Origin of the sequence: Vibrio sp. YIC-376 (genome assembly GCF_052353105.1) — a bacterium.
GTDB lineage: Bacteria > Pseudomonadota > Gammaproteobacteria > Enterobacterales > Vibrionaceae > Vibrio.
Genome location: NZ_JBBWFK010000025.1, coordinates 17,898 through 31,471 on the forward strand (window position 1 = coordinate 17,898; position 13,574 = coordinate 31,471).

Consider the following 13,574-nt stretch of genomic DNA (forward strand, 5'->3'; position numbering starts at 1 on the left):
TTATTCAGCCACCCCGCCTTGTGTCAGTTTGGCTGGATTGAGTAGCCTTTCGAGTGTGGAACGGTCTAAATCAGTTTCCTCTTCTGCAACATCAATGATGGCGCGCCCTTGTTTGTAAGCCTTTTTGGCAATTTCGGCTGCTTTCAGATAACCGATCACCGGATTAAGCGCAGTAACTAAAATCGGGTTCTTAGCTAAAGCGACATCAAGGTTGTCTTGTCTTACTTTGAACGTTGCAATTGCCTGGTCTGCTAATGATGTCGCGCTATTAGACAATAGTTCTATGCTTTCCAATACGTTATGAACAATCACTGGCAGCATAACGTTGAGTTGAAAATTGCCTGATTGACCAGCAATGGTAACGGTTGTGTCATTACCAATTACTTGTGCACAAGCCATGGCTGCCGCTTCGGGTATCACTGGGTTTACCTTCCCTGGCATGATGGAGGAGCCAGGCTGAAGTGCTTGTAGTTCAATTTCGCCCAACCCCGCCAATGGTCCGGAATTCATCCAGCGAAGATCGTTCGCGATCTTCATGATCGCCACTGCTGCGGTTTTAAGCTGTCCGGAGAGTGCCACGATCGCATCCTGACAGCTGAGATTAAAAAAGAAGTTCTGGCTGGAAGAAAACGCCACGTGCGTGGATTGTGAAAGATTGTCCGCGAACAGTGCAGCAAAGCGTGGATCGGCGTTGATCCCTGTACCTACTGCGGTTCCACCTTGCGCTAAAGCCTTCACGGCGGGCAGAGTGTGCTCGATGGCTAGCTTGGCATGCTCTATCTGGAACTGCCAGCCACTGAGTTCTTGTGCGAATGTAACCGGCATTGCGTCCATCAGGTGAGTGCGTCCGGTTTTGACCACATTTTTCAATGTCTGACGTTTAGATTCAATAGCTTTGCTGAGGTGACTTAGCGCGGGAAATAACTGTTTTTCTATCGCCAGTGCCGCGCTGACTTGAATCGCCGTTGGCACCACATCGTTACTGCTTTGCCCCATATTGACGTGATCATTCGGGCTCACCGTACCACCCAGAATCTCCGAGGCCAGAGTTGCGATCACCTCGTTGGCGTTCATGTTAGAACTGGTGCCAGATCCGGTTTGAAAGACATCTATCGGAAACTGATCCAGATGTTGACCATTGATGATAGCCTGCGCTGCATCATCTATTGCGTTGGCGATATCGCCTTCTAGTAGTCCTAGCTGAGCATTGGTGAGTGCGGCAGTCTGCTTGATATGTGCCAGGGCATGGATGAACCCTCGTGGCATGGTGTGTTTGCTGATTGAAAAGTTGTCGACGGCACGTTGGGTTTGAGCTTGATAGAGGGCATCCGAGGGGACTTTTACTTCGCCCATGCTGTCTTTTTCGATGCGGAAGTCGGTAGTCATGGCTGTATCCTTGATAATCAATAAGGAGTCTTGTAACAACCATAGGTGATTTATGAGAATTATGAAGACAAAAACGCCGATGAATGAATACAGACATCGGCTCAGAGCCAGTGAGCTTTATCCCTACAATTCAGCTCAGCTTTGTTCTATTGCTCTTGTTTCAGTTATTCGGTAAACAAAGTCTCGTATTTCACGAAAGCCGTTTGTGTCTCGCCGTAGTAGAGCGTTCCTTCTGATTGAATGACCACTCGCAACCAGCTCTCTGCTGATTTTGGCTTCGGCAAGGTGATGTACCAGTTTTTCCCCGCTTGATCGGCGCGTGTCATATCGACTGGCTGGGCGTTTTTTTCCTGGTCTGCAACCACAGAAATCTTTACACCTTCCAATGGATAAGCGGCATTGAGAGACAGTTCTAAACTGTCTTTCGTGAGCTTCTCTGAGCGAAACTTCACTTTAAAATCGCCATTTTCCATATCGCACAGACCACTGGTGTAACGACAATTGGATTTGCTGGCTAATTTGTAGCTCTCACCTTCTTTTGCTGGGTGAGGTTTTTCACTGAGCGCAAGATCGGTACCGAAATAAGCGATAAGAGAAAGGATGGGAGCGATTAGCAGGGCGAGAATTAAGTGCTTATTTTTGAACATCTTGACTTCCTTTCAACGACGGACTTCGAATATGTTAACTGAAAACAGAGAATAAAAAAGCCCCGGACAGATGTTTCCAGACGGGGCTTTATGGTTCTAATTATGATTAGTGATCGACGGCTTGGCCTGCACCGACAGGTACACGTACGTGCTCAACCAGATCTTTCACTTCTTGCGGAGTTTCAGCCGTTACTTTCGATACTGCAAATGCCACGATGAAGTTGAAGAGTGCGCCGATTGCGCCAAACGCGTTTGGTTCAATGCCTAGGAACCAGTTGCTGCCCCAGCTTTCCAGGTATGTCCAATCTGCAATGAACAGGATACCTTTGTGTTGGAATACGTAGAACAGCGTGATACTGATACCTGCGATCATACCTGCGATAGCGCCTTCTTTGTTGATGTTCTTACTGAAGATACCCATCATCAGCGCTGGGAAGATAGAGGACGCTGCCAGACCAAAGGCCAGTGCAACGGTACCTGCCGCAAAGCCCGGTGGGTGTAGACCCAAGTAACCAGCCGCTGCGATAGCCACCGCCATGGAAATTCGGCTGGCGAGCAGCTCTTTCTTCTCTGAGATATTCGGATTGATAATACCTTTGATTAAGTCATGGGATATTGCGGACGAAATCGCCAACAATAGACCTGCAGCGGTTGATAGTGCAGCCGCCAGACCACCTGCAGCAACCAATGCGATTACCCAGTTTGGTAGCTTAGCAATCTCTGGGTTTGCCAGTACCATGATGTCGTTATCAACTTTTAGTTCGTTAGTCGCAGCATCCGAGGTGTAATTGATGCGACCGTCGCCGTTCTTGTCATCAAAGCCCAGTAGACCTGTTTTCTCCCAGTTCTTAAACCAAGATGGGCGCTCGTCATAAGCGAGGTGCTCACCCGGAGCCGGGTTTACTGTATTCATAAGATTTAGGCGCGCCATTGCTGATACAGCTGGAGCTGTTGTGTAAAGAATAGCAATGAAAATTAGTGCCCAACCTGCTGATGAACGTGCGTCACGAACCTTAGGTACCGTAAAGAAACGAATGATTACGTGAGGCAGACCTGCAGTACCAATCATTAGCGACATAGTGTAGGCAAACATGTTTAGTGTATCGCCACGAACTTGGGTGGTGTATTCACTAAAGCCAAGTTCGGTCACTACCTGGTCGAGCCTATCCAGCAGGTAGACATCGGAGCCAGCCATGGTACTACCAAGACCAATTTGAGGAATCGGGTGACCTGTTAATTGCAGAGAGATAAAAACTGCTGGGATAGTGTAAGCAAGAATGAGTACGCAATATTGAGCAATCTGCGTGTATGTGATGCCTTTCATACCGCCTAATACGGCGTACATGAATACGATACACATACCAATCAGTAGACCTGTTGAGTAATCTACTTCCAGGAAACGACCGAATGCAACGCCAACGCCTTTCATCTGACCGATAACGTAAGTTACTGATGCGATGATCAGACAGACAACCGCTACAACACGTGCAGTGTTTGAGTAGAATCGCTCACCGACAAACTCTGGCACAGTAAATTTACCGAACTTACGTAGGTAAGGTGCCAATAGGAGTGCAAGTAGAACGTAACCGCCAGTCCAGCCCATCAGGAACACACTGCCGCCGTAACCCATAAAAGCAATCAGACCTGCCATCGAGATAAACGAAGCCGCAGACATCCAGTCAGCCGCTGTCGCCATACCGTTCGCGATTGGGTTTACACCGCCACCCGCAACGTAGAACTCTTTGGTCGATCCAGCGCGCGCCCAAATCGCAATACCGATGTAAAGGATGAAGGTTGCACCAACAACCAGGTAGGTAATAGTTTTCAAATCCATCTGAGCGACTCCTTACTCGTCCACGCCGAATTCACGGTCGATTTTGCGCATCTTCCATGCGTAGTAGAAAATAATACCCAGGAAGGCGTAGATAGAGCCTTGTTGAGCAAACCAGAAACCGAGTTTGTATCCGCCTATTTGAAATTGGTTAAGTACGTCGACAAATAAAATGCCGCAGCCGAAAGACACTAAGAACCAGATGATCATTAGACTAATCATGAGCTTCACGTTTTTGTCCCAGTAGGCTTTGGCTCTTTCTTCATTTTCAAATGCCATTGCCGTCTCCTTACGATTGGTATTGTTGTTAAGAAAATGTTTCACCATCTACATTAGCAAGGTGTTGGCAAGAACTCTTTTCAACTTTAGTCGAGGCGTTAAATACAAAAAAAGCCCGTATAATGGGCGTTTAGAAGTAATGAGTGATAAATAACCAATGTTAAATCAATGTTAAATTAGCCTAAGGTCTAATGCGAAATGACAATTTTCACGATTTATTTTTACGCGCGTTATCTTTTCTTCATCGATTTCATGGAATTTATACCAGTCTTCTCAAGTTATTTGTTTACATAAAGTTTTCGTTTCAACTAGAGCTTTGAGACACAATAAAGCGTTAGACTTACTTACGTTGATTGAAATTTTTTTGTTAAGGGAGGGGGGAATGGACGCAAACACCATTAATAGCTTTTTTCTAGTAGGTGCATTGCTGATTGCACTAAGCGTTCTTTTAAGCCCTGTTTCCTCTAAGCTGGGTATTCCAATTCTGCTTGTATTTCTTGCCGTTGGTATGTTGGCTGGAGAAGACGGCTTGGGGGGCATCCTATTTGATAATTTTTCTATTGCCTATTTAGTCAGTAACTTAGCCTTAGCGATCATTCTTCTTGATGGTGGAATGAGAACCAGAGTGGCAAGTTTTAGGGTGGCTTTATGGCCGTCTGTGTCGCTGGCCACACTAGGGGTTGCCTTGACGACGCTTTTGACCGGACTTATGGCAACCTGGTTGTTTGATCTGGACTTACTGCAAGGCATCCTTGTCGGTGCCATCGTAGGGTCGACAGACGCTGCCGCCGTTTTCTCATTGCTCAAAGGGCGCAGTCTCAATGAGCGTGTTGGTTCGACGCTGGAAATCGAATCCGGTACCAACGATCCGATGGCGGTATTTCTGACTGTAACATTGATTGCCATTTTATCGAGTTCTGGCGCTGAGCTAAGTGCCGGATTTTTAGCTCTGAGTTTTGTTAAGCAGTTTGGCATTGGCGCACTGCTTGGTTTGGCTGGTGGCTGGCTACTTTGGAAGGTTATTAATCGCAATCAACTTCCGGATGGTTTGTACTCGATCTTGACTGTAAGCGGTGGTCTGCTGATTTTCGCTTTATCAAACACATTCGGTGGCAGTGGCATCCTGTCTATTTACCTGGTGGGTTTGCTGCTTGGCAATCGTCCAACACGCAGTCGTCACTCGATTCTGCATGTCTTAGACGGTATGACCTGGTTAGCTCAAATCGGCATGTTCTTGGTGCTTGGCTTGTTGGTGACGCCTTCGAACCTGTTATCCATTGCTTTACCGGGGCTGGCGCTTGCCTTCGGGATGATTCTGTTTGCCCGTCCAATTTCGGTCTGGGTTGGCTTATTGCCATTCAAAAGCTTTACGCCTCGTGAGAAGTGGTTTGTTTCCTGGGTTGGCCTGCGTGGTGCGGTGCCGATCATTCTGGCGGTATTCCCAATGATGGCAGGGCTTCCGGACGCGCAACTTTACTTCAATCTCGCGTTCTTCGTTGTCATGGTGTCATTGATTGTTCAGGGAGGCACTCTGACGAAAGCAATGACGCTGGCCAAGGTTGAGTTGCCACCGAAACCTGAGCCTATCTCACGAATTGGTGTTGAGGTGTACCCGACCAGTGAGTGGGAGTTGTTTGTCTACCGGTTGAAGGCCGATAAATGGTGCATTGGTGAGCCCCTGCGTAGTCTGTCTATGCCGGAAGGTACGCGTATTGCGGCCGTATTCCGCCATCAAGAGTTGCTCCACCCATCAGGCAGTACCAAGCTGGAAGAGAATGATACGTTATGTGTATTCGCTCAAGAGAAGGATTTGGATGCACTGAGCCTGTTGTTCAGTGAAGCACCAGAAAAGGCCTCGCTGAACCGATTCTTTGGTGATTTCTTTTTGGATATTGAAGTCAGACTGTCCGATGTAGCCATGATGTATGGTTTGGATCTTGGTGAGGAGTTGTTGGATACAACATTGAGAACTTTGGTGGCAGAACAGTTGGGCACAGCACCGGTATTGGGCGACCAATTCGAATGGCAAGGGCTACATTGGATTATTGCTGATGTGGTCGATCAGCAAGTTACCAAAGTAGGCTTACGCTTGCCTAGTGAACAAGATGAGCTGACGGAAGACGAGTAATACCTTAGTTATTCATTTCCGTTAGCATGATGACTGCCTGAGTGCGATTTTTCACCCCTAGTTTGCGGAAAATCGCAGTCATGTGTGCTTTGATGGTGGCTTCTGAAACATTCAGTTCATAAGCGATTTGTTTGTTTAGCAAGCCATCTGACAGCATCCCCAACACTTTGTATTGCTGCGGTGTCAGCGTAGCAATCTTCTCCGCTAAATCGCTGCATGCTGCATTGTTGGTGATCAGACCTTCAGGGAAGTACGGGTCTCCATTGAGAACTTGATTAATAGCACTAACCAACTCTCGCATATCGCTCGATTTAGGGATAAAACCGAAGGCACCGTGACTTTTCACTTGGGTTACGATAGCGGGTTCTTCGCTGGCAGACACGACCACAATCGGTAAATCCGGGTACTCTGCACGCAAATGAATCAGGCCGGACATACCATTTGCACCTGGCATCTTGAGATCCAACAACACCAGATCTGGCTCTTCTTCTTTGGCTAACAAAGCGAGCAGGGCATCTAGAGAGTCAGCTTCGAGGAGGTTGGCTCCACTCACAGCCATGTGTACCGATTGGAACAAAGCATTACGGAAGAGTGGATGATCATCGGCGATGATGATGGTGTAGGTCGAGTCCATGACGTTAAACACTTTTGACTATTTCGTTAAATTTATTATTGTCCAGCTTTGAGATTGTGGACAATAAGTATTCGCTAAAAGTCTGAACCAAATCGACTTTTATTAGCGGAAATGCATATAGGCGTCATTTTGCCGGATCAATTTGTGAAATAAAAAAACGCCAGTGAAAAGCACTGGCGTTTGAAGTTGGTGACATTAAAACTGCTTGATGTGCTCTAGGAAAGGCTCTGCCTGCATGAAGCCGGTGAGTCTCGCGTTTGAAATGTGTTCCCCTTTGCTATTCCAGAACTCTATCGTAGGTAAGCCAAGAACCTTCATATGTTTCAGTAATTCAATGTCTTGTATCTGGTTTTTCGTCACATCTGCTTGCAGCAGGACAAAAGTTTGCAGTTCAGCTTCTACTTTGGTCGCATGAAAGGTGTACTTTTCGAACTCTTTACATGCCACACACCAGTCGGCGTAGAAATCGAGCATCACTGGTTTACCTGCCTGTTTCGCGAGTGCGAGCTGTTCTTCCAACTCCGCTACATTTGCAATGCGAGTAAAACTGATGCTTGTTTGTTGAGCCTGAGTTTCGTTGTTGCCAAACCAGTAATGTAGCGCTGGTTGTGCAGAAGCAAGTAGGCCAAGCACTGCAATAATGCCAACCGTGCTCTGTTTCCAGCCACCAAACGCTAAGCTGTTTTTCACATGATACAGCCAGCCAAACGCTACGATCCCCAATGCTGACCAGAGTATTGTTGACCACATTTCAGGCAAGAGTCGCTCCAGCAGGAAGATTGGCGCGGCGAGTAAAATGAATCCGAACAAAGTTTTTACACGATCCATCCAGCCGCCTGCTTTTGGAAGTAGCTTGTTGCCGAACACCGCGATGAGAATCAATGGAATCCCCATCCCCATCGCAAGGGCATACAAGGCGATACCACCGGTTAAAAGGTCACCACTCTGAGCAACGTAAATCAGTGCCCCGGAAAGTGGTGCGGTTGTGCATGGCGAGCAAACTAAACCAGAGATAGCTCCCATGACGAAAACACCAGCACCGTTGCCGCCTTGCTGTTTATTGCTCAGGTTATTGAGCCAGGTCTGCATGCCACTAGGTAGCTGAAGTGAGTACAAACCAAACATCGACATCGCTAGTGCAATAAACAACACACTCAAACCGATCAGCACATAAGGGTGCTGCATTGCAGCCTGGAACTGCATACCAGCAGAGGCAACGACCAGTCCGAGTAGAGTATAGGTCAGTGCCATGCCCTGTACGTAGATAAACGACAGACCAAGAGCGCGGCGTTGGCTGAGTTTGCCACCGCCAAGCACAATGCTGGTCAGAATCGGGTACATAGGTAATACACACGGAGTGAAGGCAAGACCAACGCCTAAGGCTAAAAACAGCAGTGGGGTCCACCAGCTATCAGCAAGGTTGGCTGCCAGACTGTCTTGTTGAGTGACAGGAGCCACCGAGCTGTTAGTGATTGCTGACGAAGTTGGCGCCTTTTTATCTACTACAGATTTTTGTTGTGCACTATTCGCTGTGTTTGCCGAATCATCTGATGAATTGGTGAATGCGTTGATTGTAATCACACGTGTTTCGGGTGGGTAACAGAACCCTGCTTCCGCACAGCCCTGATACTGAACGATGACACGAGCACCTTCTTGCCAGTTTGAAAGTGCTACGTTGGCAAATAAAGGCATGGTGTAGATATGGACTTCACCGAAGAACTCATCGTTATGCGGCGTGCCTTGTTCTATATCTAATTCTCCAAGAGTGACGTTCTCTCCGGATACTGACAGGCGCTCCTGATACAGGTAGTAGCCCTCACGAACCTGCCAGTCGAGCATCAACTTGCCGTCTTGCTGATAGAAGTTAAACGGAAAAGCCTGATCGACAGTTACAAAGGTTTCTCTATTGCTACCGAAGCTGTTGTTTTGACTATTTTTAAACTGGTCTTTGCCAAACAGAGCAAAAGACGGTGCAGAAAAGGTAATCAACCCTAGGAGTAATACGGAGAATAATGCACGCATAAAATGTTCAATTCGTCTTAGATAATGCCGTAAGTGTAACTCAATCAGACCTGCTGGCTAGCTAATAAGTTTCATCTAAGTGAAGATTTGTTAATCAAAGCTTGTGAGGATATGAAATAAAAAAAGGGAGCCGAAGCTCCCCGAGTAAGACTCTGTTTGCACTAGATCAGAAGGCCGCCGAAGACGAAACCTAGTGTTACCGCTGAAGCGATAGTCGCAACCCCCGGCAAGAAAAATGGGTGGTTAAACACGTATTTACCGATACGAGTTGAACCCGTGTCATCCATCTCAACAGCGGCAAGCAGTGTTGGGTAGGTTGGTAATACGAATAGCGCACTTACCGCTGCGAATGATGCAACTGCAGTCAGTGGTACGACACCGATAGCTAATGCTGCTGGCATCAGTGCAACAGTAGTCGCGCCTTGCGAGTAAAGCAGCATAGATGCGAAGAAAAGCACGAGTGCAAGCATCCATGGGTAATCTGCCAGTAGTGCGCCTGCGACTTCTTTAATGCCATCTACGTGCGCGTTAACGAAGGTAGAACCAAGCCAAGCCACACCAAGTACACACACACAAGCTGTCATACCTGAGCGGAATGTTGCCGCTGCTGGGATTTTGCTCGCGTCGATCTTACAGCTCATTACGATCGCTGCCGCTGCTGCTAGCATTACGGTCATGATCGCTTCGTTACGGCCTAGAGCAGGGTTTTCGATTAGACCCACAGAGCTAGAGATTGCAGCTGCGTAGCACACGACGAATGCAATAGCGCCAAGGAAAATAAACGTTGCTTTCTTCGCTGTTGGTAGAATTTCACGTTTTTCTTCAGTATTCAGTTTGATGAGGCCATTTTCCAGACGATGTTGATATTCAGCATCGTCTTTTAGCTCACTACCCATAAAGTTCGCAACGAACGCTCCGATCATACAAGCAATGAATGTGGTTGGAATACACACTGCAAGTAGCGTTAAGTAATCCACACCAAATGGTGCCAACATCGCCGCGAAAGCAACGACAGCCGCTGAGATAGGAGACGCAGTAATTGCGATTTGCGAAGCCACTACGGCGATAGAAAGCGGGCGAGAAGGGCGAACCCCCTGACCTTTTGCTACTTCGGCAATCACTGGCAAAGTAGAGAAAGCGGTGTGACCAGTACCCGCCATCAGTGTCATCAGGAACGTCACAATTGGTGCGTAGAAGGTGATACGTTCAGGATGTTTACGTAAAAAGTCTTCTGCAACTTGAACCATCCAGTCCAGACCACCAGCGACTTGCATTGCTGCAATTGCGGTGATAACGGACATGATGATCAAAATTACGTCAACAGGGATAAAAGCCTGGCTAGTAGGAACACCTAGGATCAAAGACAACGCAATGACACCAGCCCCACCAGCAAAACCAATGCCGATACCGCCGATTCTCGCTCCTAAATAGATAAAGAGCAGAACCACGAAGAGTTCGAGCATGACCATTATTAATACCTCGTTAGTTTGTATAGATTCGGATTTTTTGAACACTCAGGAACAGGAATAAATGCTCAGAGAATCAGAACCAGACGACCTTCGGAATTAAAAGCTTGTAAAAAATGTGGTTAATTGTATGAGTGACTAAAAAGGGGCCTGGTTGGCCCCCTTGTGGAAGGATGCTTATTCGTAGCGCTTCGCTTTGTATTTCGGATGCATGAAGTTTTCAACCGATAAAATTTCGTCAAGTTCTTCTGCTGTTAACAGACCGCGCTCTAGCACGACTTCACGAACGCTCTTACCTGTTTCTGCACAGATCTTACCTACAATGTCACCTTCATGGTGGCCAATGTATGGGTTCAGGTAAGTCACGATACCGATTGAGTTGTAAACGTAGTTTTCACAGATTTCTTTGTTTACGGTGATGCCATCGATACACTTGTCGCGTAGGTTGACACACGCATTCTGTAGTAGCGAGATGGACTCAAACATGCTTTGCGCAATTACTGGTTCCATTACGTTTAGCTGTAGCTGACCACCTTCTGCTGCGAAAGAAATCGTATTGTCGTTACCCAATACTTTAAAGCAAACTTGGTTTACCACTTCAGGAATAACCGGGTTCACTTTTGCTGGCATGATAGATGAACCAGCTTGCATTTCAGGAAGGTTCAGCTCGTTAAGACCTGCACGTGGACCTGAAGAAAGCAGACGAAGGTCGTTACAAATCTTAGACAGTTTCACTGCAAGTCGTTTTAGCGCGCCATGCGCCATTACGTAAGCACCACAGTCTGAAGTTGCTTCGATTAAGTCCTCAGCTGGAACCACGTCCAGACCAGTAACTTCCGCTAAGTGTTTTACAGACAGCGCTTGGTAGCCCGTAGGTGTGTTTAGGCCCGTACCGATAGCGGTCGCACCCAAGTTGATTTCGAGGAGTAGTTTTGAAGTGTAGTCTAGAGCACGAATCTCTTCGTTCAAGGTAACCGACCAGGCGTGGAATTCTTGACCTACTGTCATAGGTACCGCGTCTTGTAACTGAGTACGGCCCATTTTCAGAATATCTTTAAACTCAATCGCTTTAAGATCGAATGCGCCTTTCAGGTACTCAATCGCTTCCATTAGTTTATGGATGCTGTTGTATACTGCGATACGGAAACCGGTAGGATAAGCACAGTTGGTAGACTGACTCTTGTTGACGTGATCATTAGGGTTGATGAACTCGTACTGACCTTTTTCTTTGCCCATCAGTTCAAGTGCTACGTTCGCGATCACCTCGTTGGTGTTCATGTTCACTGACGTGCCCGCACCACCTTGGAATACATCTGATGGGAATTGATCCATGCATTTGCCTGTTTCCAGCATCAAATCACACGCTTCGATGATGTAATTCGCAACGTCTTTTGGAATCGCGCCAAGTTCTTTGTTTGCCAACGCCGCCGCTTTCTTTGTCATAACCATACCGCGTACAAACTCAGGTACGTCAGAGATAGTGACATTAGAAATGTTGAAGTTTTCGATAGCGCGTAGGGTGTGAATACCGTAATACGCATCAGCAGGGACATGACGTTGACCTAATAGATCTTCTTCAATACGAGTGGCTGATTGTACTGCTTTTGTAGCATCAGATAGGGTAGCCATAACAGGATCCTTAGATGATAATTCTAATAATGGGGTTGAGTATTAGCCTATTCTGCAATCTAGAATCCATTCATCAGAATTTTGGGCTGGAAAATCCGTCCTGACTTATGTGGCACATAATACTGTTCCTAGCGCATAAAAATAGTAACTAGATCACCTTTTTTGCTTTTCATTCGTCAATAGTTTGCAAAGTATGAATGGGGTATTGATTTTGTTTCCTGGCTCGAGTTTTTACTCTTCAGATTTGATGCTGAATACTCTGAAAACCATGTCAAAAGAACGGCTCATTAACGCCATATTGAGAATATGAACACGCTTTTTTACAACGATTCGTTTGAGCTTGTTTAGCTTTTACCATTACACTGAATTAAACAAAGGAGGGCGTGTGTTTCCTATCTTATTATTGGCGTTTATTTTTGTTCCGATCATTGAAATCGGCTTGTTTATTCAGGTGGGCGGATTTTTAGGACTTTGGCCGACCATCGCATTGGTGTTGATCACGGCGATTGTGGGTGCGTCTTTGGTACGCAGTCAGGGTATTCAAACTCTGATGTCTGTGCAGGGACGTCTTGAGCAAGGTGAAATTCCTGCTCAACAGATTTTCGAAGGTGTCATGCTGGCGGTGGCCGGTGTGTTACTGTTAACTCCGGGTTTTATGACCGATGCGCTTGGCATGGTGGTGTTACTGCCTGCTCCTCGAGCTGCAATTGCCAAATACCTGATGAGTAAGATGGTTGTGAAAACGGTTCATGGTGGTGGTTTCCACGGAGGTTTCTCTAACCAAGGCCCGTTTGACCAAGACCCATTTCGTCGCGGCCCGTTCGATTCTCACTCGGACAACGGGAATACCTTCGAAGGGGAATACGAGCGCAAAGACGATGATGATCGAAATGATCGTAATAAGCTCAACTGATACATAATCAGTTCTGTAGAAAAACCAAAGGGCGCATCAGGCGCCCTTTTTTGTTTCTTCTTATTGTGCGCCTTCAAAGCCCATCTGACGCCAGGCCTCAAATGCAATAATCGCGACCGCATTCGACAGGTTCAGGCTACGGGCATCTGGCATCATTGGAATGCGAATGCGCTGCTCCATTGGCAGACTTTCAATCACTTCTGCTGGTAAACCTCGGGTTTCAGGGCCGAACATTAATACGTCACCTGGCTGATATTGCGCATCCACATGGTGGCCGGTCGTCTTGGTCGTGCAAGCAAACAGGCGGTAGTTACCTTGCTTTTCTTCCTCTAAGTAATCTAAGAATGCTTGATAGTTTTTATGGCGCGTTACGCGAGCTAAATCGTGGTAATCCAATCCTGCGCGGCGTACTTTTTTCTCTTCAAGGTCGAAGCCCAGAGGTTCAATCAGGTGAAGGTTCGCACCACAGTTGGCACACAATCGAATGATGTTGCCGGTATTCGGCGCAATTTCTGGTTCGTATAAAGCGATATCAAACATGGTATTGAAATAGAGTTAGTAAAAATTGAGAGGAAGTATATAGCAGGAGTCAGTGCGTTGTCAGTTACCGCTTGTCCGCATTAGGCAGAGAAAACCCTC

11 protein-coding genes are annotated in these 13,574 nt (G+C 46.9%); 2 read left to right on the forward strand and 9 right to left on the reverse strand.

Translation table 11 applies throughout. From position 1 onward, the window contains the following. The 4 genes from WJM94_RS23580 to WJM94_RS23595 form a co-directional block, all read right to left on the reverse strand. On the reverse strand, positions 1-1,386 hold the full coding sequence (locus WJM94_RS23580; protein ID WP_444496590.1) for a class II fumarate hydratase: 1,386 nt from the start codon (positions 1,384-1,386) through the stop codon (positions 1-3). 164 nt (positions 1,387-1,550) lie between these two features. After that, on the reverse strand, positions 1,551-2,033 hold the full coding sequence (locus tag WJM94_RS23585) for a hypothetical protein (RefSeq protein WP_444496591.1): 483 nt from the start codon (positions 2,031-2,033) through the stop codon (positions 1,551-1,553). 106 nt (positions 2,034-2,139) lie between these two features. Continuing rightward, entirely contained in the window at positions 2,140-3,867 is a 1,728-nt protein-coding gene (locus WJM94_RS23590; RefSeq protein ID WP_444496592.1) for a sodium:solute symporter family protein, read from the reverse strand. A 12-nt stretch (positions 3,868-3,879) separates the two neighbouring features. Further along, positions 3,880-4,143 carry a DUF4212 domain-containing protein gene (locus WJM94_RS23595; protein ID WP_444496593.1) on the reverse strand — a complete coding sequence of 88 codons (264 nt, stop codon included), beginning with the start codon at positions 4,141-4,143 and terminating at the stop codon, positions 3,880-3,882. A gap of 382 nt (positions 4,144-4,525) precedes the next feature. Here WJM94_RS23595 and WJM94_RS23600 point away from each other — a divergent pair, with 382 nt between their 5' ends. Next, on the forward strand, positions 4,526-6,271 hold the full coding sequence (locus WJM94_RS23600) for a potassium/proton antiporter (protein ID WP_444496594.1): 1,746 nt from the start codon (positions 4,526-4,528) through the stop codon (positions 6,269-6,271). Positions 6,272-6,275: 4 nt separating this feature from the next. Here the strand turns inward: WJM94_RS23600 and WJM94_RS23605 are convergent, their stop codons facing one another. The 4 genes from WJM94_RS23605 to aspA form a co-directional block, all read right to left on the reverse strand. After that, positions 6,276-6,905, reverse strand: coding sequence for a response regulator transcription factor (locus WJM94_RS23605; protein ID WP_444496595.1), 630 nt, complete (start codon positions 6,903-6,905; stop codon positions 6,276-6,278). Positions 6,906-7,100: 195 nt separating this feature from the next. Beyond that, the gene (locus tag WJM94_RS23610; RefSeq protein ID WP_444496596.1) at positions 7,101-8,927 is read right to left on the reverse strand and encodes a protein-disulfide reductase DsbD; all 1,827 of its coding nucleotides are present in this window, start codon (positions 8,925-8,927) and stop codon (positions 7,101-7,103) included. A 161-nt stretch (positions 8,928-9,088) separates the two neighbouring features. After that, the gene (locus tag WJM94_RS23615) at positions 9,089-10,396 is read right to left on the reverse strand and encodes an anaerobic C4-dicarboxylate transporter (RefSeq protein WP_444496597.1); all 1,308 of its coding nucleotides are present in this window, start codon (positions 10,394-10,396) and stop codon (positions 9,089-9,091) included. A 174-nt stretch (positions 10,397-10,570) separates the two neighbouring features. Then, entirely contained in the window at positions 10,571-12,022 is a 1,452-nt protein-coding gene (aspA, locus tag WJM94_RS23620) for an aspartate ammonia-lyase (RefSeq protein ID WP_444496598.1), read from the reverse strand. Positions 12,023-12,407: 385 nt separating this feature from the next. Here aspA and WJM94_RS23625 point away from each other — a divergent pair, with 385 nt between their 5' ends. Next, positions 12,408-12,935 carry an FxsA family protein gene (locus tag WJM94_RS23625; RefSeq protein WP_444496599.1) on the forward strand — a complete coding sequence of 176 codons (528 nt, stop codon included), beginning with the start codon at positions 12,408-12,410 and terminating at the stop codon, positions 12,933-12,935. A 60-nt stretch (positions 12,936-12,995) separates the two neighbouring features. Here the strand turns inward: WJM94_RS23625 and trmL are convergent, their stop codons facing one another. Further along, positions 12,996-13,475, reverse strand: a complete 480-nt coding sequence (gene trmL, locus WJM94_RS23630) for a tRNA (uridine(34)/cytosine(34)/5-carboxymethylaminomethyluridine(34)-2'-O)-methyltransferase TrmL (RefSeq protein WP_444496600.1) — start codon at positions 13,473-13,475, stop codon at positions 12,996-12,998. Positions 13,476-13,574 lie beyond the last annotated feature (99 nt).